This window comes from Pantoea sp. SGAir0215 (genome assembly GCF_043543215.1).
The window spans coordinates 262667-288272 of the sequence record NZ_CP028031.1 but is presented as its reverse complement, the minus strand read 5'-3'; the positions used below and the strand labels follow the sequence as shown (position 1 = coordinate 288272).

Annotated in this window: 24 protein-coding genes; 16 read left to right on the top strand and 8 right to left on the bottom strand. The window is 54.7% G+C overall.

Annotated elements, in window-relative coordinates; all coding sequences use genetic code 11:
- Positions 1-123: 123 nt before the first annotated feature.
- Positions 124-372 carry an exopolysaccharide production protein YjbE gene (yjbE, locus tag C1N64_RS01540; protein ID WP_006121012.1) on the bottom strand — a complete coding sequence of 83 codons (249 nt, stop codon included), beginning with the start codon at positions 370-372 and terminating at the stop codon, positions 124-126.
- 533 nt (positions 373-905) lie between these two features.
- On the opposite strand from yjbE, the gene ompR reads away from it, so the two are divergent.
- Both ompR and envZ read left to right on the top strand, forming a co-directional pair.
- Positions 906-1625, top strand: a complete 720-nt coding sequence (ompR, locus tag C1N64_RS01535) for an osmolarity response regulator transcription factor OmpR (protein ID WP_001157751.1) — start codon at positions 906-908, stop codon at positions 1623-1625.
- Positions 1622-2986: a two-component system sensor histidine kinase EnvZ gene (gene envZ / locus C1N64_RS01530; protein ID WP_394515201.1), complete on the top strand. Its 1365-nt coding sequence runs from the start codon at positions 1622-1624 to the stop codon at positions 2984-2986. Before ompR ends, envZ begins: the two co-directional genes overlap by 4 nt.
- A gap of 36 nt (positions 2987-3022) precedes the next feature.
- Here the strand turns inward: envZ and pckA are convergent, their stop codons facing one another.
- From pckA to C1N64_RS01505, 5 genes are all read right to left on the bottom strand, one after another.
- Entirely contained in the window at positions 3023-4642 is a 1620-nt protein-coding gene (pckA, locus tag C1N64_RS01525; protein ID WP_054686900.1) for a phosphoenolpyruvate carboxykinase (ATP), read from the bottom strand.
- Between the two features lie 281 nt (positions 4643-4923).
- Entirely contained in the window at positions 4924-5790 is an 867-nt protein-coding gene (gene hslO / locus C1N64_RS01520) for an Hsp33 family molecular chaperone HslO (RefSeq protein ID WP_006121009.1), read from the bottom strand.
- Positions 5791-5836: 46 nt separating this feature from the next.
- Entirely contained in the window at positions 5837-6238 is a 402-nt protein-coding gene (gene hslR / locus C1N64_RS01515; RefSeq protein ID WP_006121008.1) for a ribosome-associated heat shock protein Hsp15, read from the bottom strand.
- Positions 6235-6900, bottom strand: a complete 666-nt coding sequence (gene yrfG, locus C1N64_RS01510; RefSeq protein WP_173476985.1) for a GMP/IMP nucleotidase — start codon at positions 6898-6900, stop codon at positions 6235-6237. The genes hslR and yrfG overlap by 4 nt, the downstream gene beginning before the upstream one ends.
- Positions 6901-6957: 57 nt before the next feature.
- Complete coding sequence (locus C1N64_RS01505) at positions 6958-9093, bottom strand: intracellular growth attenuator family protein (RefSeq protein WP_033741582.1); 2136 nt, start codon at positions 9091-9093, stop codon at positions 6958-6960.
- Positions 9094-9480: 387 nt separating this feature from the next.
- Between C1N64_RS01505 and nudE the strand changes: the two genes are divergently transcribed.
- On the top strand, positions 9481-10047 hold the full coding sequence (nudE, locus tag C1N64_RS01500) for an ADP compounds hydrolase NudE (protein ID WP_054686903.1): 567 nt from the start codon (positions 9481-9483) through the stop codon (positions 10045-10047).
- A gap of 62 nt (positions 10048-10109) precedes the next feature.
- Here nudE and mrcA read toward each other — a convergent pair whose 3' ends face one another.
- Positions 10110-12662: a peptidoglycan glycosyltransferase/peptidoglycan DD-transpeptidase MrcA gene (mrcA, locus tag C1N64_RS01495; protein WP_039342670.1), complete on the bottom strand. Its 2553-nt coding sequence runs from the start codon at positions 12660-12662 to the stop codon at positions 10110-10112.
- A 116-nt stretch (positions 12663-12778) separates the two neighbouring features.
- Here mrcA and pilM point away from each other — a divergent pair, with 116 nt between their 5' ends.
- The 13 genes from pilM to C1N64_RS01430 all read left to right on the top strand — a co-directional run bounded on the left by pilM (position 12779) and on the right by C1N64_RS01430 (position 24336).
- Positions 12779-13585 carry a pilus assembly protein PilM gene (gene pilM, locus C1N64_RS01490; protein ID WP_394515200.1) on the top strand — a complete coding sequence of 269 codons (807 nt, stop codon included), beginning with the start codon at positions 12779-12781 and terminating at the stop codon, positions 13583-13585.
- Positions 13585-14127, top strand: coding sequence for a PilN domain-containing protein (locus C1N64_RS01485; RefSeq protein ID WP_367143585.1), 543 nt, complete (start codon positions 13585-13587; stop codon positions 14125-14127). Before pilM ends, C1N64_RS01485 begins: the two co-directional genes overlap by 1 nt.
- Positions 14120-14608, top strand: a complete 489-nt coding sequence (gene gspM, locus C1N64_RS01480; RefSeq protein ID WP_058708598.1) for a type II secretion system protein GspM — start codon at positions 14120-14122, stop codon at positions 14606-14608. Before C1N64_RS01485 ends, gspM begins: the two co-directional genes overlap by 8 nt.
- Positions 14595-14990, top strand: coding sequence for a HofP DNA utilization family protein (locus C1N64_RS01475; RefSeq protein WP_058715068.1), 396 nt, complete (start codon positions 14595-14597; stop codon positions 14988-14990). Before gspM ends, C1N64_RS01475 begins: the two co-directional genes overlap by 14 nt.
- Positions 14926-16197 (top strand): DNA uptake porin HofQ, encoded by a 1272-nt coding sequence (hofQ, locus tag C1N64_RS01470; protein ID WP_072193577.1) that lies wholly within the window; start codon positions 14926-14928, stop codon positions 16195-16197. The genes C1N64_RS01475 and hofQ overlap by 65 nt, the downstream gene beginning before the upstream one ends.
- Positions 16198-16560: 363 nt before the next feature.
- Positions 16561-17082 (top strand): shikimate kinase AroK, encoded by a 522-nt coding sequence (gene aroK, locus C1N64_RS01465; RefSeq protein WP_033741572.1) that lies wholly within the window; start codon positions 16561-16563, stop codon positions 17080-17082.
- A gap of 38 nt (positions 17083-17120) precedes the next feature.
- Positions 17121-18209, top strand: coding sequence for a 3-dehydroquinate synthase (gene aroB, locus C1N64_RS01460; protein ID WP_054632975.1), 1089 nt, complete (start codon positions 17121-17123; stop codon positions 18207-18209).
- A gap of 71 nt (positions 18210-18280) precedes the next feature.
- On the top strand, positions 18281-19357 hold the full coding sequence (locus C1N64_RS01455) for an SPOR domain-containing protein (RefSeq protein ID WP_394515199.1): 1077 nt from the start codon (positions 18281-18283) through the stop codon (positions 19355-19357).
- A gap of 96 nt (positions 19358-19453) precedes the next feature.
- Complete coding sequence (gene dam / locus C1N64_RS01450; protein WP_394515198.1) at positions 19454-20266, top strand: adenine-specific DNA-methyltransferase; 813 nt, start codon at positions 19454-19456, stop codon at positions 20264-20266.
- A 66-nt stretch (positions 20267-20332) separates the two neighbouring features.
- Complete coding sequence (gene rpe, locus C1N64_RS01445) at positions 20333-21016, top strand: ribulose-phosphate 3-epimerase (RefSeq protein ID WP_006120997.1); 684 nt, start codon at positions 20333-20335, stop codon at positions 21014-21016.
- Positions 21000-21677 (top strand): phosphoglycolate phosphatase, encoded by a 678-nt coding sequence (locus C1N64_RS01440; protein ID WP_006120996.1) that lies wholly within the window; start codon positions 21000-21002, stop codon positions 21675-21677. Before rpe ends, C1N64_RS01440 begins: the two co-directional genes overlap by 17 nt.
- 17 nt (positions 21678-21694) lie before the next feature.
- Positions 21695-22699: a tryptophan--tRNA ligase gene (trpS, locus tag C1N64_RS01435; protein WP_033741566.1), complete on the top strand. Its 1005-nt coding sequence runs from the start codon at positions 21695-21697 to the stop codon at positions 22697-22699.
- Between the two features lie 353 nt (positions 22700-23052).
- Entirely contained in the window at positions 23053-24336 is a 1284-nt protein-coding gene (locus C1N64_RS01430; RefSeq protein ID WP_058708594.1) for a cytosine deaminase, read from the top strand.
- 36 nt (positions 24337-24372) lie between these two features.
- Here C1N64_RS01430 and tsgA read toward each other — a convergent pair whose 3' ends face one another.
- Positions 24373-25551, bottom strand: a complete 1179-nt coding sequence (gene tsgA, locus C1N64_RS01425; RefSeq protein ID WP_006120993.1) for an MFS transporter TsgA — start codon at positions 25549-25551, stop codon at positions 24373-24375.
- Positions 25552-25606: the final 55 nt, after the last annotated feature.

Below are 25606 nucleotides of genomic sequence, written 5' to 3'. Positions count from 1 at the left end.
AGCTTCAGTGTAAAGCAAATCCGGTGTGACGAAAAAGGGGGCGAGAAAAGGGTTTTTAACAGGCTAAAAACCCTTTTACTGCGCTTCACGCTCAGGGAAGCACAATGAGGCGAGGAGGCTGACTTATTTACCCGCTTTGGTCGACGTCGTGGTTGAGGTGCTGCTGCTGTTACCATCACCGCCGCCACCGCCTGCGGTCGCCAGCGCTACGCCCAACAGCGCGCCAATGGCACCAATACCGATGGCATTGGAGTTGCCCTGAGCGGTTGTGGTGGCCTGTGCACCGGCGGCTTCACCGGCTGCAGGGGCGGCATAACTTTGGCTGATGCTGGACAAGGCCAGTACGCTCAGCAGTAAGATCGTTTTTTTCATGTTTTCCCCGTAAAGCGACAGATTGGCGTTGCTTTAGTCTGGGTGATATCAGGCAGTACGCAAAGTGAGCTTTACTGATTGAATTATTGGACTTTAGCTGCAAGTGGACTCATTAAAAGCGGATCTCATACTAATCCGAGAACGGTCGCGTATTATCCTGTTTTTTTGCGGAAGAATATGCTGTTATCAGAGTCATAAACCGCAGCTTGCCGGAGAAGCGGGCAATAACAGATTCGATTTAAGTCAAATTTTCTGGCAACCCGTTGTTTTTTTTAGCGCGATTATCACTGGTACGGTGTTAAAACCAGTAAATAGCGGAATTTTAGCCAATATTTCAGATTTGCCGTATTCTGTCCCACGGAGGACGAAACGGAACGGCTTCCCCGTCAGCAGAACGTGAATTTAAATATAAGCTGCTGTTTAATATGCTTTGTAACAATTTTGACTAGAATATAAACCATTAAACACTGTCGCTGTGCCACATGTTTTTTTAACAATATCGGCTCAGGCAATCGCGCCTTTGGGAGTTAAAAATGCAAGAAAACTACAAGATCCTGGTCGTCGATGACGATATGCGTTTACGCGCTCTGCTTGAACGCTACCTTACCGAACAAGGCTTTCAGGTGCGCAGTGTCGCCAACGCCGAGCAGATGGATCGTCTGTTAACCCGCGAATCCTTCCATTTGATGGTGCTGGATCTGATGCTGCCTGGCGAAGATGGGCTGTCGATTTGCCGCCGTCTGCGTAGCCAGAGCAACCCCATGCCTATCATCATGGTCACGGCTAAGGGTGAAGAAGTGGACCGTATCGTGGGGCTGGAAATCGGTGCGGACGACTATATTCCCAAGCCATTCAACCCGCGTGAACTGCTGGCGCGCATTCGTGCCGTGCTGCGTCGTCAGGCCAATGAGCTGCCCGGTGCGCCTTCGCAGGAAGAAGCGGTCATCGCGTTTGGTAAGTTCAAGCTCAACCTGGGCACGCGGGAAATGTTCCGTGAAGATGAACCTATGCCGTTAACCAGCGGCGAATTCGCCGTGCTTAAGGCGCTGGTGAGTCATCCACGTGAGCCGCTGTCGCGCGATAAACTGATGAACCTGGCCCGCGGTCGTGAGTACAGTGCTATGGAGCGTTCCATTGACGTTCAGATCTCTCGCCTGCGCCGCATGGTGGAAGAAGATCCGGCTCACCCACGCTACATCCAGACCGTTTGGGGCCTGGGTTACGTCTTTGTACCGGACGGCAGTAAAGCATGAGGCGGTTGCGCTTCTCGCCACGAAGTTCGTTTGCCCGCACCTTGTTGTTGATCGTTACCTTGCTGTTTGTCAGCCTGGTAACGACCTACCTGGTGGTGCTGAACTTCGCCATTCTTCCCAGCCTGCAACAGTTCAATAAGGTTCTGGCGTATGAAGTCCGTATGCTGATGACGGACCGTCTACAACTGGAAGATGGCACGCAGCTGGAAGTGCCACCCGCGTTTCGCCGCGAAATCTATCGTGAACTGGGTATTTCGCTCTATACCAATGCGGCGGCAGAGGAGAGCGGACTGCGCTGGGCACAGCACTATAAGTTCCTCAGCGATCAGATGGGGCAGCAGCTTGGTGGCCCGACCGATGTGCGCGTCGAGGTTAATAAAAATTCCCCGGTTGTCTGGTTAAAGACCTGGCTGTCGCCCGATATCTGGGTGCGCGTGCCGCTGACTGAAATTCACCAGGGTGATTTCTCACCGCTGTTCCGCTATACCCTGGCGATAATGTTGCTGGCGATCGGCGGGGCCTGGCTATTTATCCGCATACAAAACCGCCCGCTGGTGGACCTGGAACACGCCGCACTGCAGGTCGGTAAAGGCATTATCCCGCCGCCACTGCGTGAGTATGGCGCGTCAGAAGTGCGCTCGGTCACGCGCGCGTTCAACCAGATGGCGGCAGGCGTTAAACAGCTCGCTGACGACAGAACGTTGCTCATGGCGGGCGTCAGCCACGATTTACGTACGCCGTTAACCCGTATTCGCCTCGCCACAGAGATGATGAACGAGCAGGATGGCTATCTGGCCGAATCGATCAATAAAGACATCGAAGAGTGCAATGCCATCATCGAGCAGTTCATTGACTACCTGCGCACCGGTCAGGAAATGCAGACCGAACTGGCCGACCTGAACAGTGTTTTGGGTGAAGTGGTGGCCGCAGAAAGCGGCTACGAGCGTGAAATCGAAAATGCGGTGATGGCGGAAGAGTTGATGCTGGAGATTAATCCCCTTTCCATTAAACGTGCGCTGGCTAACCTGGTGGTGAACGCAGCACGTTATGGAAATGGCTGGATCAAGGTCAGCAGCGGCCGGGTACTGCATCGCGCCTGGTTCCAGGTTGAAGACGATGGCCCGGGAATTAAACCCGATCAACTGGCCCATCTGTTCCAGCCGTTTGTGCGCGGTGACAGTGCGCGTAGCACCAGCGGTACCGGTCTGGGACTGGCTATCGTGCAGCGTATTATCGATGCACATCAGGGTTCGCTGGAAATTGGCGACAGTGAGCGGGGAGGATTACGCATCCGTGCCTGGCTGCCGTTAGCAGAAACTCCGGAAGCGGTTCAAAACAGCGGCAATCTTTCGCTGAGCTAAAAAAACGGCGCGGTGGTTCAGGCCGCGCCGTGGCGATTAGCGCTGTGGACCGGCTTTAACCAACGCGGCACCTGCCGCATTATCGGTATACTTCTCAAAGTTAGTGATAAAACGCTGGGCCAAATCATCCGCCGCAGCGTGCCACTTCGCTTCACTTTCCCAGCTACGACGTGGATCCAGGGTGTCTTCATCCAGATCGCCCAGGGTTTTAGGGACCTGAAGGTTGAATACCGGCAGCGTTTCCGTTGGCGCATCATCCAGCTCACCGGCCAGAATCGCGTTGATAATGGCGCGGGTATTTTTCAGCGAAATGCGTTTTCCACTGCCGTTCCAGCCGGTGTTAACCAGATAAGCCTGCGCACCGGCCGCTTCCATGCGCTTCACCAGCACTTCTGCATACTGCGTGGGGTGCAGTGTCAGGAAGGCGGCACCAAAGCAGGCTGAGAATGTTGGCGTGGGGGCGGTCACACCGCGTTCCGTGCCGGCAAGCTTGGCGGTGAATCCCGACAGGAAATGGTACTGCGTCTGCTCTGGCGTTAAACGGGAGACCGGAGGCAGTACGCCAAAGGCATCGGCAGTCAGGAAAATCACCTTCTTCGCATGACCTGCTTTGGAAACCGGCTGCACGATATTATCGATGTGATGAATCGGATAGGAGACGCGGGTGTTTTCGGTTTTGCTGTCATCCGCAAAATCGATACTGCCGTCTTCACGCACCACCACGTTTTCCAGCAGCGCATTGCGGCGAATGGCGCGGTAGATTTCGGGTTCGGCCTGCTCAGAAAGATTAATCGTTTTGGCGTAGCAGCCGCCTTCAAAGTTAAACACGCCGTCATCGTCCCAGCCGTGTTCATCATCGCCAATAAGCTGGCGATCCGGATCGGTAGACAATGTGGTTTTACCCGTGCCGGACAGACCAAAGAACACCGCCACGTCACCGGCTTTACCCACGTTGGCCGAGCAGTGCATTGACGCAATGCCTTTCAGTGGGAGCAGGTAGTTCATGATTGCGAACAGCCCTTTTTTCATCTCCCCGCCATACCAGGTGCCGCCAATCAGCTGCATCCTTTCCGTCAGGTTAAAGGCCACGAAGTTCTCAGAATGCAGTCCCTGCGCCTGCCAGTCCGGATTGGTGCATTTTGCGCCGTTCATGACCACAAAATCCGGCGTGAAGTTATCCAGTTCGGCAGCGCTGGGCTGGATAAACATGTTTTTCACAAAGTGTGCCTGCCAGGCCACTTCGGTAATAAAGCGTACGCTCAGGCGTGAGTCAGGATTGGCACCGCAGAAGGCGTCCACAATAAACAGACGCTTACCTGAAAGCTGCTGCGTCACGCATTTTTTCAGCGCTTGCCAGGTTTCCTGCGACAGAGGCTGGTTATCGTTTTTTCCGGTGCCTTGATCGTTCCACCACAGCGTATCGCGCGTGGTGTCATCGCGGACGATGTACTTATCCTTAGGCGAGCGCCCGGTAAACACCCCGGTATCGACTGCGATTGCGCCGCTTTGCGTCAGGGTGCCACGCTCAAAACCTTCGAGCTCCGGGCGCATCTCTTCCTGAAATAACGTGTCGTAATCAGGGTTGTGAACCACCTCAGTGGTATCGGTGATGCCCAGATCGGCAAGGGCTTTCGAGGTCAGGCCGTTAACGCGCATTTTACTGCTCCTTAAATCGGTGTCTGTTCTGTACGGGCAAAAAGAGTTTGGGATCGTGTCGGTCAAAGGCCGCCCGGTCAGGCGAGGAGACAGATCGCGCGCAGTGTACTCTACTGAGTCTGAGGGGGAAGGTATGTTCTTTTAAAAATGCGACTCAGGGCGCGTTAAGGTCGTGTTTCGAACGTTTTTAAGATGTTAAGAAAGTAAAAAAAGATAATTTATCAGATAAATTAAGGGCATAGCAAAGCAGAGGTGAGGGCGGCAGAACCGCCCTGGTCGGATCAGTGAAGACGGTTGCTGTTTTCCACGGAGTTGCTGCGGATACCGGCAATATCGACAGCATCGAAAACATAATGCGATCCGCAATAGTCGCAATGCATATCGATTTTGCCGTCTTCGGCAATAATCTCATCGACTTCTTCCTGCGGCAGCGTTTTCAGGACCTCGCCGCAACGTTCGCGCGAGCAGGTACATTTGTAGATCACCGGCTGGGGATCGTAAACGGTCACTTCTTCCTGATGGTACAGTCGCCAGAGCACATCAGTTGCCGGCAGGTCGATCAATTCTTCTGTTTTAATCGTCTCTGTCAACGTAGCGAGATGGTCGAAATCCTCTTTATCCGTGTCCTGCGCGGGCAGAACCTGTAACAGAATCCCGGCGGCGCCTGCATCGCTGGTGCGGATAAACAGTCGGGTTGGCAGCTGTTCTGAACGCATGAAGTAATCTTCCAGGCATTCGCTCAGCGTGTCACCTTCCAGACCGACCACGCCCTGATAGCGCTCACCTTTTTCTGGTGTAATCGTAATCACCAGATAGCCGTTGCCCACCATGCTCTTAAGCGTGCTGTCGTCAGGGATCTCGCCTTTCATTCGCGCGACACCGCGTAATTCCTGCTGATTATTCCCATTGATCACGGCCAGCGTCAGCGGACCATCGCCCTGCAACTGCACGGTGATCTCACCATCAAATTTCAGCGTCGCGGTAAGCAGGCTGGTTGCCACCAGTAACTCACCCAGCAGGGTTTGCACAGCGGGTGGATAATCGTGGTTTTTAATGGTTTCACGCCAGGTGTTTGAAACGTTGACCAGTTCGCCGCGAACAGCAGCATTTTCAAACAGATAACGGCGCAGTTGATCGTTTACAGACATAATTTTTCTCTCTTTGGGCGGGCGGTGAGCGGCATCAAGGCCTGTCTTACTCATCACCCGATAACTTAAATTTCATCAAATCGCGGCGCTCTTTTTTGTCAGGCCGGCGATCGGGATGGGGCATAGTCAGCGCATTCATTTTGCGCGCCAGCGCCATTTTTTCGCGCTTCTCAATGCTGGCGTCCGTTTCACGATAAAGCTGCTGCGCTTCACTGGCCGGGCGCCGCTGTTCGCTGATCCCGGTAATTACGACGGTACGTTCATCATTGCCCTGGCGCAGTGTTAGCTCCGCATCACGTTCAACCAGCTTACTTGGTTTGCTGCGCTGACCATTGTAATGAACCTTACCGCCTTCAATCATCTCGCGCGCAATGGAACGGGTTTTATAGAACCGCGCCGCCCAAAGCCATTTATCAAGACGAACACCGTCTTCAGATTTTTCTTTCATAGCTGCTCCCAGGCCTGGATCACTGTGCGGTAATGGCTTATTGCATAGTGACGCTGAAAGGGTTGTTCGGGACGACCGGAATCAGGATTACGGATGCCTAAACACCAGCCGATTCCCCAGGATTTAGCGACATCAAGAAGGATTTCGTTGTCATCAATGAACAATGTTCGTGATGCATCAAAGCCCGTGTGTTGCGCGACCGCCTGCCACAAACGTTGATCTTCTTTCGGATAGCCAAAGGTATGGGTGGAAAGTAATAAATCAAGGTGTGGTGCTAAACCTGTTTGTCGTCGTTTAACGTCCAGATTCCAGGGATGCGCATTGGTCAGCAGAATAGTGCGCTTACCTGTGCGCCGCAGCATCTGCAGAAAAGGCAGCGTATCGGGCCGTAAGCGGACGCGATGACGGTGTGCCCAGAGCATCGCGTGGATATCCAGTTGCAGGGCCTCTGACCAGTAGTCCAGACAATACCAGTTTAGCGTATGGGACACGGCCTGATATTTTTCTTCCATCAACTGCCGCGCGTGTTCGACAGGGATGCCCCGATGCGCGCTCAGCGCATCCGGCACCTGTTCCCGCCAAAAGACGCGGTCAAACGCCAGATCCAGTAACGTGCCGTCCATATCCAACAGCACGGTATCAATATCAGAACCGTTACACATCATGGCGGATTTACCCATTGCCTTTTCGCGCAACAGGGTAGCACAGTTGCAGGCCGGTCAGAATACGGAGCGCACGCCCTGTATAGTGCTGAGGGAAGGGTTAAAGCACGTGTCGTAGTATTGCTGAATCGCGAGCATACGCTGACGATTCAGATGCATACGACGCAGCGCCAGCAGGCCGTTAGTGAGGCCACAGGCCAGGAGCACGATTAACAGCAAGGCGGCACCGAGATAGCGCCATTTTGCCATCGCATCAGGTTCATTATGCAGGGCGATATGGCGCGTGCCGTTGGCATCTGTGTAGATGTTCGTAATGATGCCCGTCGCGCTGAACGGCGTGTGCAACAGCAGTGAGGACAGACGTTGCAGCTCCTGCCATTGTGAGGCCGCATCCAGATCAAACAAGGGAACCGCGGGCTGAGGCTGGTTGACTAACTGATGCCCTTCGTCGCTGACAATCACAAACCCGCCCGGCGGTGGGCTGTTGAGATTTTCTGTGGCACGACGCGTTTCACGATAAAAGAAGGTCGACGTCGCGGTGTGCACCAGATTTTCCAGCGCTTCCGCGCTGACAGGGCGCAGCAGGACATTCATCCCGTTAAGTTGACCGGAATCGGCGCGGCTGACTAATGTGTCCCAGTCTTTGGCATTGCCCAAATTCACCAACGCGTTTTTAAGCCGAACACAGTCCTGTGCCTGGCTGCACAGCGCCTGCGTTTTCAACACCAGATCGGAAAAGTCATCCAGCAAAATCATGCCTGATTTCTGAATCGCAGACGCTAACTGCGGATTCAGTTTGGGGTCCGTATTGGTTTCGGGATGCAGCTGTTTTGTGGTGGTTTCCAGAAGCGCGGAGGCTTTCTCAATAATATCTGAGTGAGGCAGTGGCAGAGGCGTAGCGTTATTCCAGTAGATCTGCGAGCAGTCGAACGGCATGTAGATATAAGTGCGATTGCTTTGATAATTGCCCGGCACGGCACACATGCCGGTCCCGGTAACCTTCAGGCTGTCACCCACTTTCAAATCTTCACGACTCAGTTGATTGACGCTACTGACATCAAGGCTGTCAGTACCTTTTACCCATGCAAGGCTGAGCTTGATGGGCATACTGAGCGGTATCCAGGTGAGTAAGAAGGCCAGAACAATAAAGGCACCGCAGGCCAGAACGACATTTTTCCGCCAGCGCTGAAGCGGAAAGTTTTTTACCTCGTCCTGCAAAGAAAGAAAACGCCCCTGACGCACCACCTGACGGTTAAGATAAATTTCGACGTCTGTAACCTGTCCCAGGTCGTGTGCGACGTAAGGCTGCCAGTGCGCGGGATAAATCAGGTCGATAATCCCCAGCGTGATGTTGCTCTGCTCTTGATTGGACTCGCCAAATAAGCCCCAGCGTTTTGGCGCGCCGCGCAGGCAGTGGATCTCACGCAGACCATTTTCACCGGGAATCCGGTACATTAACCACAGACTTGCGACGACCATCGCGCTGGCAATCACCACCAGCCAGATCATCAGACTTGTGGGTAATAACAAACCAATAAAAAACATCATCAACGCAAACGAGATGATAACGGCCTCGCGCGTGCCATCCGGGCGGGACAGTCGATACTCTTCCAGTGTTTCTTTGCGCACCCGAACTAACTCAACGTTTTCGCTTTCGGCCTTACGGATAGAGGCATTTGTGGATGCCGGACGTATCAGATTAGGCAGTGACTGCTGATCAATCGCGTAATCCACCAGCGAGTGGCCATTTAACGAAATGATGAGTGGGATCGATTGCGTACGGATCAACTCAACGTAATTTTCATCGGTGATGTACTGTTCCCACAGCGGCGGCAAATGGACTTCAACTTCATCCAGATAGTAGCGCCACTTATGCGGATCGTCGGTGGAAAGCCCATAGCGGGTAATCGCGCGGGTAACCGGATAAACATTGTTGCTCTGGGCGGTCAGCACCAGCTTTTCGTGCCGACGACGGGATTCACCAGGGCTGAGAATACGGGGTTGTTTTTCCAGGGCGGCAAGATACTGCTCTACGGCTCTGCGCTCTCTTTCAGTCAGTTTACGGCAGGGCGGGCTGATGAATGGCAACGGTTTCGCCAACGGCGGCCTGCGCCGCATAGCGTACCAAAATCCAATACCTGCCAGAATTGAACAGGTTAGCACTAAGGCCAATATAATAATTATTGTGCTCATGCTTTGCTCAATTCAGCCAAAATACTGCCTTCACTTTAGACTTACGTCCCCAGACGCGCCCCTGATTTCAGGCGATTGATGGGAGGTTAAACAACTCTGACAAGTTTAACAACAAACAAAATTGTACTGTAAATCATTTGATTAGGCGTTATTACAGCACACAGTGCCAGAATAGTAACTATCATGCACATAGTATTGTATCGGCATTGTCTGAATTTTGAAGGCAGATATTGACTAACGCAAATTTTTTGTGCCCGAAATAGAGCCGTTATTGCATAGAGAAAACGTGGGCTGCGTAACCGGATGACGTCATTGAGTCGCACAATGCTCCACGGTTAGGTATGCTAATTCGCTACGGAGTGCTGGCGCAGCAAGTTTGAGGCTGATATGAAAAAGTCGTTAAAAAAACCTGACATCCTCAATGTAGAAACCGTAGCACGTTCACGGTTGTTTACTGTCGAAGCGGTCGACCTGGCCTTCAGCAATGGCGCCCGGCGCATTTATGAACGCATGAAACCGTCGGAACGCGAGGCAGTCATGATTGTGCCCATCATTGATGATCATCTGATTCTGATCGAAGAGTATGCCGTGGGCCTGGAAAGCTATGAACTGGGCTTTCCAAAAGGCTTAATCGATCCGGGTGAAACGGTCAATCAGGCGGCCGACCGTGAACTGAAAGAGGAAGCGGGATTCGGGGCTGGCCAGTTAACTATGCTGGGTAAACTGACGATGGCACCGTCCTATTTTTCCAGCAAGATGAACATCGTGGTTGCAGAAGGGCTTTACCAGGAGAAGCTGGAAGGGGATGAGCCTGAGCCGCTGGTGGTCCACCGTTGGCCGTTAAGCAACATGCTGGCGTTACTGCAGGAGCCTGATTTCCGCGAAGCGCGCAACGTCAGTGCGTTGTTTATGGTGCGTGAGTGGCTGGTGAAGCAGGGCCGTCTGCATTACTGATTGAGCACCAGATTTCCGGGCGGTAAAAAGCGGAGAGGCGGCCAGGCCGCCTCTCACGTTTATCAGAACAGTTCGTGACTTTCGCCATTGTCCATGATGGTCGTACCTGCATCATGAACCGAATATTCGGTTGGCTGTGTTCCGTTGATAAAGTACTCCTGACGTGTGTTTCCTCCGCCATTGGCCAGCTTGCCCGTACTGCGGTCAATGGTCACGGTAACAATGCCCTCAGGCGGCGTTAACGGCTGAACAGGTACACCTTCAAGGGCCACTTTCATAAAGTCATCCCATGCAGGCTGTGCACTCTTCGCCCCGCCTTCATAGCCCGAAATCTGATCGGGAATGGCACCAGAAAGCGTACTGCGACCCAAATCGCGACGCGCATCATCGAAGCCGATCCACACCGAGGTCACCACGCCCGGGCCGTAACCCGAGAACCAGGCATCTTTGGAGCTGTTAGTCGTCCCTGTTTTCCCGCCGATATCATTACGTTTCAGGTCGCGTCCGGCACGCCAGCCGGTGCCCATCCAGCCTGGCTCACCAAAAATATTACTGTTCAGCGCGCTTTTGATCAGGAAGGACAGCGGTGTGTTAATCACGTGCGGCGCATACTGCTGCTCGCCACCCTGCTGAGGCTGGGCGGGCACTTGCTCCAGCTCAGGCTGCGGCACGGCTTGATTTTGCTGTGGGGCGGACGGGGCAACGTTCTCAACGCTTTCCGCATTCAGCGCCAGCGCTTTTTTGGTTTCACCGTAGATCACCGGTAAGTTGCACTGCGGACAGGCAATTCTGGGTTTCTCTTCGAAAACGGTCTGTCCCTGTTCATTTTCGATCTTACTGATGAAATAAGGATCGATCAGGAAGCCGCCGTTAGCCATCACCGAATAGCCCCGCACGACCTGCAGCGGTGTGAACGACGCGGCACCCAGGGCCAGCGATTCGGTATGCACAATATTCTGTGCCGGGAAGCCAAAACGCTGGAGATACTCTGCGGCGTAATCCACGCCCATTGCACGCATGGCACGAACCATGACAACGTTTTTAGACTGCCCCAGCCCCTGACGCAGACGAATCGGACCATCGTAAGTGGGCGGAGAGTTCTTTGGACGCCAGTCCGCACCGGCACCGGCATCCCAGCGAGAAATCGGTACGTCGTTCAGAATGGATGCCAGCGTTAACCCGCGATCCATCGCCGCGGTATACAGGAACGGCTTGATGTTTGAACCCACCTGGCGCAGCGCCTGAGTCGCGCGGTTAAACATGCTCTGGTTGAAGTCAAAGCCCCCGACCAGTGCGCGAACCGCACCGTTATTAGGGTCCAGTGAAACCAGGGCCGAGTTCACATCCGGTACCTGGCCCAGCCACCATGTATCGCCGACCTGGCGTACCCAGATCTGCTGGCCCGGCTGAAGCACCTGTGCAATGCTTTTTGGTGTCGGTCCCTGCACTGTGTCCGATTTAAAGGCACGCGCCCAGCGCACGCCCGCCATCGTCAGTGACACATTGCTGCCATCCTTCATCATGACGGTAGCTTCGTCACTCTGGACATGCGTTACGACGGCCGGATGAAGCGGCCCGTACAGAGGCAGATTTTTTAATGCTTTAACAATCTGCGTTTGCCCCCAGGCTGGCTCGCCGACTTTCCACAGCACGCTGGTAGGGCCACGATAGCCGTGACGCATATCGTAGGCGATGACGTTGTTCTGCACGGCTTCCTGCGCGGATTCCTGCAGACGGCGCGTCACGGTGGTGTAAACCTTGTAACCATCGGTATACGCATTATCGCCATAGCGTTTCACCATTTCCTGGCGCACCATCTCGGTCAGATAGGGCGCGGAGAAGACGATTTTCGGGCCATGATAGCTGGCGACCAGCGGCGCATTACGTGCTTCATCATATTGCTGCTGGGTGATGTATTTCTGGTCCAGCATACGAGCCAGCACCACATTGCGTCGGGCGACAGCACGACTGTGGGAATACAGCGGGTTAAAGGTTGACGGGGCTTTCGGCAGCCCGGCGATGGTCGCCATTTCACTCAACGACAGCTCGCCAACGGGTTTGCCAAAATACACCTGCGAGGCTGCGCCAACGCCATAAGCCCGGTAGCCGAGATAGATTTTATTCAGGTAAAGCTCAAGAATTTCGTCTTTATTCAGCAACTGCTCAATGCGAATCGCCAGAAAGGCTTCCTTTACCTTACGCATCAGGGAGCGTTCCGGACTGAGGAAAAAGTTACGCGCCAGTTGCTGCGTGATGGTACTGGCCCCCTGGGACGCATGGCCTGAGACCAGCGCAACGCTGGCGGCACGGAAAATCCCGATGGGATCCACACCGTGATGCTCATAGAAGCGGCTGTCTTCCGTCGCAATAAACGCATGGACCATGTCAGGTGGAACCTGCTGCAGGCTGAGCGGAATACGGCGCATTTCACCATACTGGGCGATAAGATCGCCGTCGGCGCTGTAAACCTGCATAGGGGTTTGCAAACGCACATCTTTCAGTGTGTTAACGTCGGGTAACTGGGGCTCTATATATTTGTACAAACCATAAATCGAGCCAGCTCCCAGCAAGATGCAACACACTGCAAGGATTAATAAATACTTTACGAACTTCACCTGAGATTTCCCATCTGTTGTCGTTTGGGCAGTTTATAAGCAACCGCGCAGTAGTATAAAGGCAAGCCAGACGCTTTGATATGTCCATTTTTCCGGACGATAAGGAGATCGCGCGCATGGCTTTTCACACCTGGCAAATTGGACTGGATATTCAGAACCGGCAGTGCTGTGCCCTTGCCATCCTGCGTCGTCGCCGGGGTTGGCAATTATGCCACTGGTGGCAGCAACGGCTGCCGCAAGATACGTTAAGAAACGGTGTGCTGCAATCTTCCCCTGCATTGCTGTCTGTATTAAGCCAGTGGCGTAAGGTGTTACCACGGCGCTATACGTTACGGGTCTGTCTTCCCGCGCACCTGGCACTACAGCAACCGCTTTCTCTGCCTGATCCGCCCTTAAAAGAACCCGCACTGGGCCGCTTTGTCCGGGCATCCGCTCAGCGTCTTTTCCCGGTGGACGCCAGTGAACTGGCCCTGGATTACCGTGTCGATACCAACCTGGAACGGCTAAGCGTCACGGCTGCACGGCGGGATGTCGTTACGCAGTGGCGGACACCGCTGGAGCAGGCCGGCCTTAAATGCTCTGTATTTGAACTGGCAACGAACGCACTCAACATCGTCGCAGAACAGGCGCAACTGGCTGCGGGAAGTGTAGTGGTTTTACGCCAGGATGCACGTTACCTGTGGAGCGATGGCGTCAACGCCGCACTTTTTGCCGGAGAGGGCGGTTTTGACGCGCTACGTGAGCAGGCTTTTCCCCACGCGACGTCGCTTTATTATTGTGATGCCGATAACGCATTGCCGCCGGCTGGCACGGTGCCGTTCTCTCCCCTGCAAACATTTCGCTATCAGCAGCCACCTTTGCCCGCGCATCCGGGGGCCTTCGTCCTGGCCGCCGGGCTGGCGTTGCGGAAAGAGGATTGCTGATGGTCGCTGTGAATCTTCTTCCCTGGCGGCACTGGCGCTGGCAGCGTCAACGGCGTCAGAGCTTACGTATGCTGGCTGTCACGTCAGGACTGGTCGTGCTGCTGGTGGCAGGACAGTGCTGGCGGGATCATAAGGCGCTCAGACGGGTTCAGCGTCAGCATGTCGGCCTCAGTCATGCCCTTAAGGCCGCTGAACAGCAGGTGGTGCAGCAACAGCGACTGTTGAAACAACTGGATGAGGCGCAGCAGCGTCGCCACTGGCTGCACCAGCAGAGCAGGCAGTTTCACGTCTGGCAGCAACTCTGGCTTGCGTTGCCTGCTTTGCTGCCTGACGGGCTGTGGTTAACGCGACTGGATAAACGGGAAACGTCGTTACAACTGGAGGGAAAAGCGGAGCATATGCAGGAGATTCGCGTCTTTCGTCAGCGCTTAAGCGATGTGGCGCTGTTTTCACAGATCAAACAAGGCAATGTGCAACGCCAGCCTGAAGGGGAGTATCGCTTCGTCTTGCATATTCGCCTTAAGGAGGCGACTAGTGAGTAGCCTTACCAGGCACTGGATGCGGTTAGCTCCACCGCTGCGTTATGGCAGCCTGTTGGCGGGCGCGGTCTGCCTGCTGTGTGTGGCCTGGTGGACCGTGCTACAGCCGCAAAAACGGGTGCTGGCTGATGCCAGGCATCAATGCGTGCAGCAGCAGGCGCACCTGCAACAGCTGCAGCGACAGTTTGCCCGCTATCCCGCCCTTGCTGTTTTACAGGCACAACTTCAGCAGATTCAGATGGAAAAGTCAGCCGCGTCATCGACGCTGGAGGCGATCATCGCAGAGCGGGGTGCAGCGCTTGAGCAGTGGCTGCCCGATGAACAGCCTCGAGCCCTCACTTTCCATCTGCAATGGGCCCAGTTTCCGCCGTTGTTTTCTGCGCTTTCAACGTCTGCAACGGCGTTTCCTGATCGCTTTCAGTTAACCGCTCATTCTGACTATCTGGTGGCGCAACTCTGGCTGGACGCTGATGAAACCCATTAGTGTTGTTCTGCTGTTACTCAGCTGTGGCGCTGGCGTTGCGCAGGCACGCGATCCGTTTCGTCCCCTTCCTGGCGCGGCCTGCCTGGCGGAGGTTGAACCTCTCAGCGAATGGCGTTTGCAGGGCATCATTGGTCGTGCTCCCCGGTTTCAGGGCTGGCTACTGACGCCACAGGGCAAATCTGTTCACGTCCTGAGCGACCAGCCTTTTCCGTTGTTCCCCTGGCAAACCCTCCGGTTTACTTCCCGTTCGCTTCAGCTATTTATTCCGGGCAGTTGCCCGGCCCAACGTTTCACGTTTCATCTCAAAGGACGCCTGCATGATAAGGATAGCGATTCTGACACTCCTGCTGTTTTGCCAAATCCCCGCTCACGCCAGCCCTGATGAGGGCCTGAGCCTCGCGTTTGATGATGCGCCGATTGAGCGCATTTTACAGGCGCTGGCTGATTACCAGCAGATCAACCTGATGATCTCCCCTGAGGTTAACGGAACGCTGTCACTGCGGCTGGACAACGTCTCCTGGCAACAGGCGCTGTCGCTGGTCGCGCGGATGGCGCAACTGACTGTGCTGGAAGAAGATAACGTTCTGCTGGTTTATCCCGAGCGCTGGCAGCAGCAGCGGCGCGAAGCAGAAAAGGTACAACAGGCGGAAGCGCGTCAGCAGCGTCCTTTAATGCAGCGCAGGATCAACCTGCTCTATGCCAGTGCCAGTGAGGTGCATCGCAGCCTGCAAGGGGAACGCCAGTCGCTTATGACATCGCGCGGGAGCGCCTCTGTGGACACGCGCACCAACAGCCTGTTGCTGCGCGACACTGAACCGGCGCTGCAAGACACGGAGCGCTGGATTCAGGCGCTGGATGTGCCGCTGGAACAGGTTGAGCTGGCGGCCCATATCGTGACGATTAGTGAAGAGAATCTGCATGAGCTGGGCGTCAACTGGCGACTGTCTGAGGATAGTGAAAGCCTCAGCCGGGCTTTACATCACCCGCTTCTGGCTATTCCCCTGGGGCTGACCTCGCCCGCTGTTTCGCTGGGCGTCACGTTGTCGCGGACAGGCGGCAGAGTGCTGGATCTGGAGCTCAGTGCGCTGGAGCAGGAAAACCAGGTTGAAATCATCGCCAGCCCACGGCTTTTTACGTCGCATCAGCAAACCGCGTCGATTAAACAGGGCACCGAAATCCCTTATGAAGTCTCAGCCGGTAACAGCGGCGCAACCAGTATCGAATTCAAAGAAGCGGTGCTGGGCATGGAAGTCACGCCCACCGTTTTAGGCAATGGCCGCATTCAGTTGAAAATACGTATCAGCCAGAACGTGCCGGGGCGCGTGGTTCAGACCAGCGCCTCGCAGGTGCTGTCGATTGATAAGCAGGAAATGGAAACGCAGGTGACGGTTAACGACGGGCAAACACTGGCCCTAGGCGGTATTTTCCATCAGCAGCGCACTCAGGGACAAACGCAGGTGCCGTTACTTGGCCGTCTGCCCGTCGTGGGGGGATTATTCCGCCAGCAGGCTGAAGAACATAAAAAACGCGAGCTGGTGATCTTCATGACGCCGCGATTGGTCAGGGAAGCAGCGCTTACGGCACGATAAAACGGAAAATGTGCCCTGAAAGTTTAACTGCGTTGACGCAGGACAGGAATTAGCTTACAAGGTTTAGCGATTTTTAACACGTTGTAAGCGTCTGAGTTGGAAGAACCCGGCAAGCAGATGAGCGAATTCCTCTGTACGCAGTCATGTCACAACGCTTTACTGACGCCTTACAGTTTCGCGAACAACAGGCCAATTCAGAAATGGATGTGCTGTAAGCAATATAATCGGTTGCCAAACAGCCTTGAGTGTTGAGATAATTTTTCGTCTGACTCTTGCTAACGCTCATGAGGTCTCAGTTCCTGTCCCGCCAGTAAAATGCTGAAAGCGGGGTATCATTAACGAATTCTTAGTAATACCGACAAAATGGCAGAGAAACGCAATATCTTTCTGGTTGGGCCGATGGGTGCCGGCAAAAGCACTATTGGCCGTCAGTTGGCTCAGCAACTCAATATGGAGTTCTTCGATTCCGATCAGGAAATTGAGCGACGCACCGGAGCGGATGTGGGCTGGGTTTTTGACGTTGAAGGCGAAGCTGGCTTCCGCGATCGTGAAGAAAAAATCATCAATGAACTGACCGAGAAGCAGGGCATCGTCCTGGCGACCGGCGGTGGCTCCGTAAAATCCCGGGAAACACGTAATCGTCTCTCCGCCCGCGGCGTCGTGGTTTATCTTGAAACCACTATTGAGAAACAACTGGCACGTACGCAGCGTGACAAAAAACGCCCCTTACTGCAGGTCGAGTCGCCACCGCGTGAAGTACTTGAAGCGCTGGCCGCTGAACGCAACCCGCTGTATGAAGAGATCGCCGATGTTACCATCCGCACTGACGATCAAAGTGCAAAAGTGGTGGCGAATCAGATTATCCACATGTTGGAAAAAAGTTGATCCAACGTTTGAAAGCTCTTTGACAGGTATCGAGCATCATGGAGAAGATCACCGTTTCATTGGGGGAACGCAGTTACCCCATCACTATCGCCGCCGGACTGTTTAATGATCCGGCTTCTTTTTGGCCGTTAAAAGCGGGTGATAATGCCATGCTGGTCACGAACGAGACGCTGGCACCGCTTTACCTGGATAAGGTCACGGCGCGGCTAAAGGCGGCGGGAGTGAAGACGGATCAGGTGATTTTGCCCGACGGTGAGCAGCACAAAACGCTGGCGGTGATGGATCAGGTTTTTACCGCCCTCCTGCAAAAGCCCCACGGGCGCGATACCACGCTGGTGGCGCTGGGTGGGGGCGTGATTGGCGATCTTACCGGTTTTGCTGCGGCAAGCTATCAACGTGGTGTGCGGTTCATTCAGGTGCCGACCACGCTGCTGTCTCAGGTTGACTCGTCGGTTGGCGGAAAAACGGCGGTTAACCATCCTCTTGGCAAAAACATGATAGGTGCGTTTTACCAGCCCGCTTCGGTCGTGATTGATACGGAATGTCTCCGGTCACTGCCTCCTCGTGAGCTGGCGTCCGGTCTGGCTGAAGTGATTAAATACGGCATCATTCTGGACGGTGAATTCTTTCACTGGCTTGAGCAAAATCTTGATCGCCTTCTGGCGCTGGATGAAGCCGCGCTGGCCTGGTGCATCCGTCGTTGCTGTGAGCTGAAAGCCGAGGTTGTCGCCGCGGATGAGCGTGAAAACGGTCAGCGCGCATTACTGAATCTGGGTCATACTTTTGGCCATGCCATTGAAGCGCATATGGGCTATGGCAACTGGTTGCATGGTGAAGCGATTGCCGCTGGTATGGTGATGGCGGCGCGAACCGCGCAACGTCTTGGTCAGTTCAGCGAGCAGGATTGCGAACGCGTTATCGCGTTACTGCAGCGCGCCGGTTTGCCGGTACACGGACCGGTTGAGATGCAGGCTGAAGACTATTTGCCCCATATGATGCGCGATAAAAAAGTGCTGGCGGGCGAATTACGTCTGATACTGCCTTTGGCGATAGGCCGCGCTGAAGTGCGTGGTGGCGTGGCTCATGATATGGTGATGGCGGCAATTAATGACTGCCAGAAATCTTGATATTCAGCAGGTAAGTGGTGACGCGACGCGCGGGTGCGCAGTGCGAACGGCCGCTTTACGGAGGAGGCAAAATGGATGAGTTCAAACCGGATGATGAGTTAAAACCTGACGCCAGTGACCGTCGTCCCTCGCGCCCACGTAAATCGTCCTCTGCGACGAAAGCTCCGGTCTCGCGCCAGCACGTCATGATGGGCGTTGGTATCCTTGTGTTGCTGCTGCTCGTGCTGGGCATTGGCTCAGCGCTCAACGGCGCTGACGACAGCAAATCCGCGTCGTCCTCTACTGACAAAGGCACCGCCACCAGCGGGGCCGCAGGATCGGGCAACGGAAAAAATATTGATCTCAGCGGCTCCACCGCCATGAGCGGCGGCTCCACCGCCATGAGCGGCGGTCAGAACGCCACGGGAACAGCACAGCCTTCCACCGGCACTCCGAATGCAGCAGGAGCGGAACCGGCAGCGGGGGCGACAAATGCGCCACGTGATATTTCCATGCCACCGGTTGCATCCACACCCACGCAGGCAGCCCCGGTTGAAACCCCGGCTAATCAGCAACGCATTACATTACCCGGCGACCTGAACAGCGCATTGACCAACCAGCAACAGCAGGTTGATGGCGCCGCACAGGGTGCAGAAGGCAGCAGTTCTCTGCCGACCGCACCCGCTACGGTGAGCGGGAAAGCAGGTGCAGCGGCGAGTCTTCCCGCTACAGGTCGTCAAAACGCCGCGCAGGCACCCGTCACGCCGCGTCATACGCGTGAGCCTGCCAGAACGGCGTCTAAACCCGCAGCCAGCGAGCATAAAACCCACACAACGCCAGCGCACTCCTCCGTGAATAACGCGCCGGTAAAAGCGGCGGGCAGTAGCGCTACGGCCAGCAAATCAGTACCGGGCGGCAACTACACGTTGCAGTTGAGCGGCGCATCTAAAGCGGAAAGCCTGAATGCCTGGGCGAAGAAGCAAAACCTGAGTGCGTACCATGTGTATAAAACCACGCGCAATGGTCAACCCTGGTATGTGCTGGTCAGTGGTTCTTACGCCACGCCGGCCGACGCAAAGCGTGCCGTTGCGACATTGCCTGCAGAGGTACGTGCACAGAATCCCTGGGTGAAACCGGTCAGTCAGGTCAGGAAAGAAGCCAGTCAATAAGTGATGTGGGGCCTGCCCATGCGGGCCCTGTTTTAAGCGCAGATCTGCTGTCGGTTCAACCACAGCCTCACAATAAGATGTAATTACCACGACAGCATGAAAAAAAATCGCGCTTTTTTGAAATGGGCGGGGGGAAAATTTCCCTTAGTCGAAGAGATCCACCGTCATTTGCCGCAAGGTGATTGCCTGATCGAACCCTTCGTTGGCGCGGGCTCCGTGTTTCTTAACACCGATTTTGATCGCTATCATCTGGCCGACATCAACAACGATCTCATCAATCTCTACAATATTGTCAAAACGCGCACGGCGGATTTTATTCGCGATGCGCGTTTACTGTTTACCAGCGAAACAAACAGCGAAATCCGTTATTACCAACTGCGCACGGAGTTTAACCTCAGTCATGACGCTTATCGGCGTGCGCTGCTGTTCCTCTATCTGAATCGCCACTGCTACAACGGCCTGTGCCGCTACAATCTGCGTGGTGAGTTCAACGTGCCGTTTGGGCGCTATCGTAAACCTTATTTCCCGGAAGCCGAGCTGCTCTGGTTTGCCGAACGGGCGCAAAAGGCGACGTTTGTCTGTGAATCCTACGATGTTACCCTGAACAATGCCCAAAAAGGCTCTGTGGTATATTGTGATCCGCCGTACGCGCCGCTGTCCGCAACGGCTAACTTCACGGCTTACCACACCAACAGTTTTAGCCTGCATGAGCAGCAGCATCTGGCGCAACTGGCCGCAAAGCTGGCGTCTGAGAGTCAAATTCCGGTCCTGATTTCTAACCATGATACGGAACTGACGCGTTGCTGGTATCAGGATGCCGTGTTACATGTGGTCAAAGTCCGGCGTTCTATTAGCCGAAGCATAACCGGTCGCACCAAGGTCGACGAACTGCTGGCACTCTATAGCTAGTCTGTTTCGTCCGCGACCAGGGTACTACGCCAGCCATCATGCTGGCGCACAACAGTGGAGAATCGGATGAAACAATATTTGCTGGCCCCTTCCATCCTTTCGGCAGACTTTGCTCGCCTGGGTGAAGACACCGCGAAGGCACTGGCGGCCGGAGGCGACGTGGTTCACTTCGACGTAATGGACAACCACTACGTGCCGAATCTGACAATGGGACCGATGGTGTTGAAAGCGCTGCGTGACTATGGCATCACAGCCCCGATCGATGTGCATCTCATGGTGAAGCCAGTGGACGCGTTAATCCCCGAGTTTGCCAAGGCTGGCGCGACCTACATCACGTTCCACCCCGAAGCGAGCGAGCACGTTGACCGCACGCTGCAGTTAATCAAAGAGCACGGTTGCAAAGCAGGCCTGGTCTTTAATCCTGCCACTCCGCTCAGCTACCTCGACTATGTGATGGATAAACTGGACATCATTTTGCTGATGTCGGTGAACCCCGGCTTTGGTGGTCAGTCATTTATCCCCGGCACGCTCGACAAGCTTCGTGAAGCGCGTAAGCGGATTGATCAGAGCGGCTACAGCATTCGCCTTGAAGTCGACGGTGGTGTGAAGATTGATAACATTGCGCAAATCGCGGCAGCGGGTGCAGATATGTTTGTTGCCGGTTCGGCCATCTTTGGCCATCCGGATTACAAGAAAGTGATCGACGACATGCGGAACGAGCTGGAGAAAGCGAATGGCTCATTTCACTGATATTCGTGGGCTGGCCTTTGACCTGGATGGTACGCTGGTCGACAGCGCGCCGGGGCTGGCGGATGCGATCGATTTGACGCTGGCAGACCTGGCGTTGCCTGCTGCTGGCGTGGCGCGCGTATCAACGTGGATTGGGAATGGTGCCGACGTTATGATGTGCCGTGCGCTGACCTGGGCACTCGGGCGCGAGCCACACCCGGACGAGCAGCGTGATGCGCGTGTGCTGTTTGACAAACATTATGCCAGCACGGTGGAGGCGGGCAGTACCCTGTTTCCTCAGGTCAAAGAGACGCTGACACGGTTACAGGCCACAGGCATGCCGATGGCGATTGTGACCAATAAGCCGACGCCGTTTGTCGCGCCGCTGCTGCAATCGCTGGGAATCGACCAGGCGTTTTCGTTGATCATTGGTGGCGATGATGTGGTGGTTAAAAAACCGCATCCTGCCGCGATTTTTCTGGTGTTGGGTAAATGGGGGCTGCTGCCCTCACAACTGCTGTTTGTCGGGGATTCACGCAATGATATTCTGGCCGCGCAGTCTGCCGGCGTACCCAATGTCGGCATGACGTTTGGCTATAACTATGGTGAACCTATTGCCAGCAGCCAGCCCGATCTGACCCTTGACTCTTTTGACGAACTTTTGCCCGCTATCGGGCTGTAATTTATCAGGACATAAGCATGAGCAAACCCATCGTTTTCAGCGGCGCACAGCCGTCCGGCGAACTGACCATTGGCAACTATATGGGTGCGCTGCGTCAGTGGGTGCAGATGCAGGACGATTTCCACTGCATTTACTGTATCGTCGATCTGCACGCCATCACCGTGCGCCAGGATCCGGTTGCACTGCGTAAAGCCACCTTAGATACGCTGGCGCTCTATCTGGCCTGCGGCATCGATCCCGAGAAGAGCACCATCTTTGTTCAGTCGCATGTGCCGGAGCACACGCAACTCAGCTGGATTCTGAACTGCTACACCTATTTCGGTGAGCTGAGCCGCATGACCCAGTTCAAAGACAAATCCTCACGCTATGAAGAAAACATCAACGCGGGTTTGTTCAGTTATCCGGTGCTGATGGCTGCCGACATTCTGCTTTACCAGACCGCGCAGGTACCGGTGGGTGAAGATCAGAAACAGCATCTTGAGCTGAGCCGTGATATTGCGAGCCGGTTTAATGCGTTGTATGGCGATATCTTCAAGGTGCCGGAGCCATTCATTCCAAAATCAGGCGCACGCGTGATGTCGCTGCTGGAACCGACGAAAAAGATGTCTAAGTCGGATGATAACCGCAACAATGTGATCGGCCTGCTTGAAGATCCCAAATCGGTGGTTAAAAAGATTAAGCGTGCGATGACCGACTCTGAAGAGCCGCCGGTTATCCGTTATGATATTAAAGAGAAAGCGGGCGTCTCGAATCTGCTGGACATCCTGTCAGGCGTAACCGGTACGCCGGTGACCGCGCTGGAGCAGGCGTTCGAAGGCAAAATGTACGGGCACCTGAAAGGCGCGGTCGCAGAAGCCGTATCGGGCATGCTGACAGACCTGCAGGAACGTTATCATCGCTTCCGCAACGACGAGGCGTTGCTGGAAAAGGTGATGCGTGACGGTGCACAGAAAGCCCGTGCCCAGGCGCAGGAAACCCTGAAAAAAGTCTATGAAGCGGTCGGATTTGTTTCTCAACCCTGATCGGTAACGTTGTAAGTCAAACGGCGAGCGAAGGCTCGCCGTTTTGATTTTCCCCCCGGCGTAATGGGCGGCGCAGGCTGACCACACTGCCGACAAAGGAAAATGACGGCCAGGTACCACGCGCAAACGGAGCGGAACGTGTGCCAACCCTTCTTGCGTTTCGCTTTCGGTAATCATGTCATCTTATTCGTCCCCGACCTTTTGCTCCCGCGCCTGACCTGTCCGCAGAGGCAGGGCGCCGGTTCGGCCTCGTACGCGCTAAGTGATTTAAATAACGAATAAAGTCATCTGGAGCAGGGCAGAGAGATCGTGTTAGCTTTACTTCGCAGCGCTTAACGCATGAGGAGCCCGGAATGACAACAGCACCACTTCGCTGGATAAACAATCTGCGTTTGCCCACCCGGGAAGGGCTGTGGCAGATAGAGATCGTGGAAGGAAAAATCGCCCGCATCACGGCGCAGCCTCAGCAGCTGTCAGCCGAGGGCGCAGCACTCGATGCGGAAGGCGGCCTGGCGTACGCGCCTTTTATTGAGCCTCATATTCACCTGGATACCACCCAAACGGCGGGTGAACCGGCCTGGAATCAGTCCGGCACGCTGTTTGAAGGTATTGAGCGCTGGGCAGAGCGGAAAGCCTTATTAAGCCATGAGGATGTAAAACGGCGCGCGATGCAAACGCTGAAATGGCAGATCGCGAATGGCATACAGTTTGTGCGCACGCATGTGGATGTGTCCGATCCGACGTTAACCGCCCTCAAGGCTATGCTGGAACTGAAAGCGGAGATGGCGCCCTGGATCACGATTCAAATCGTGGCGTTCCCGCAGGAAGGCATTCTGTCTTACCCTAATGGCGAAGCGCTACTTGAAGAAGCGCTGCGACTCGGCGCGGATGTCGTCGGCGCGATTCCCCATTTTGAGTTCACGCGGGAGTACGGCGTGGAATCCCTGCATAAAGCGTTCGCGCTGGCCAACCGTTACGACAGGCTGGTGGACGTGCACTGTGACGAAATTGACGATGAGCAGTCACGCTTCGTCGAAACCGTTGCCGCGCTGGCACACCGTGACGGGATGGGTGCGCGCGTCACGGCAAGCCATACCACAGCGATGCACTCGTATAACGGGGCTTATACTTCTCGTCTGTTTCGCTTACTGAAGCTCTCCGGCATCAACTTTGTTGCCAATCCCCTGGTGAATATTCACCTACAGGGTCGCTTTGACAGCTATCCCAAACGCCGCGGCATTACCCGGGTGAAAGAGCTGCTGGAGGCGGAGATTAACGTCTGTTTTGGCCATGACGACGTGTTCGATCCCTGGTATCCGCTGGGTACAGGCAATATGCTTCAGGTGCTGCATATGGGATTACATGTGTGTCAGCTGATGGGGTACGAGCAAATTAATGCCGGGCTCGATCTGATTACACGCAACAGTGCCAACACGCTGAATTTAGCAGAGTACGGTATTCAGCGCGGTCATGAAGCCAGTTTTATCATTCTGCCCGCAGAGAACGGTTTTGATGCGGTCAGGCGGCAGGTGCCGGTGCGTTATTCGCTTCGGCGTGGAAAGGTCATCGCGGCGACGCAGCCCGCAGAGAGCAAAATCTGTCTGGACACTTGGGAAGCGGTGACCTTCAGGCGATGAAGCAAAGGGCGGCGCGTTGCCGCCGCCCTGAGAGGATTAATGCGTGATATGACCGTGCGAGCGGTGTTTGGTCACCAGGCCCAGCAACGCACACATGATAAACACCACGGCGTACAGGCCATTTGCCGTTAGCAGCGCGCTGTGCACGCCGCTGTTTTTCACAATGGGTGACGTAACGACGAAGGTCAGCATGGTACCCACGGTGCCACAGGTCAGAATAAAGTTAACCAGCTTGGGAGATGCGACTTTGGTTTGTAGAGAGCCGAGCGTAATGATGGTGGTATAGATCGCGCTTGAGCTGAAGCCAAGCGTCAGAATAATCCACCGCAACATGCTTGCATCCTGGCTGCTTACGAACCAGTACATCAGCACCGTGGCCAGTCCTGCCAGTACCATCAGAATACGTTGCAGATCGAAGAAGCGCAGCAGGAAGCTGAATACCCACATGCCGACCATATAAGCGGTCCAGAAGCTTCCTACCAGTTGACCGGCATCATCAATATTCATGCCCATCACTTTGGTGGCATATTCAGGCACCCAGGAAATAAAGCCGAGCTGGCCAAGAATGTAGCATAAGGCGGCAATCGCCAGTAACAGTACGCCCAGTCCCCATTTTTCTTTTTCAACCGTTGGGCTGTTCTCTGGCTTACGCAGAACCGGAAACTCCACGAATAACGTCATGATAAAAATACCGACGTAAATGACGCCAATGCAGACGTAAACCCAGTACCACGGCAGATGACGTGCCAGTAAAATGCCGGCCAGAATCGGGAAAATGGTGCCAGCCATACTAAAGAAGGAGTCCGTAAACAGCAGGCGTGAACCCCGTTGGCGGCCTTCGTACATGTGGGTAATCAGGAACGTCCCAATCGACATGGTGATACCACTGACGACGCCCAGTACGAACATGCACAGCGAAAATACCGACAGATCCCGGCTGGTCATCAGTCCGATAACGGCTAATACCATCAGCACAAAGCCAAAAATCAACTGGCGTTTGAGCGGCACAATGACCATCAACCAGGCATTAAGGAAAACGGCAGCCAGGATGCCACTGTTCAGGAAAGTGAAGGTGTTACCCATACTGTCGATGGGAATCTGGAAATCTTTCGCGATATCACCCATTACCATACCGGTGACAATCACCAGGGCACCGGTGAGCGCATAGGAAAGAAAGCTAATCCAGGTAAGGCCGATACGATTACGATTTGTCATGTTCTGAACCTGTTGGGAAGCGGGAGCGCTGAAGCGGCAGAAATTGTAAACGGAA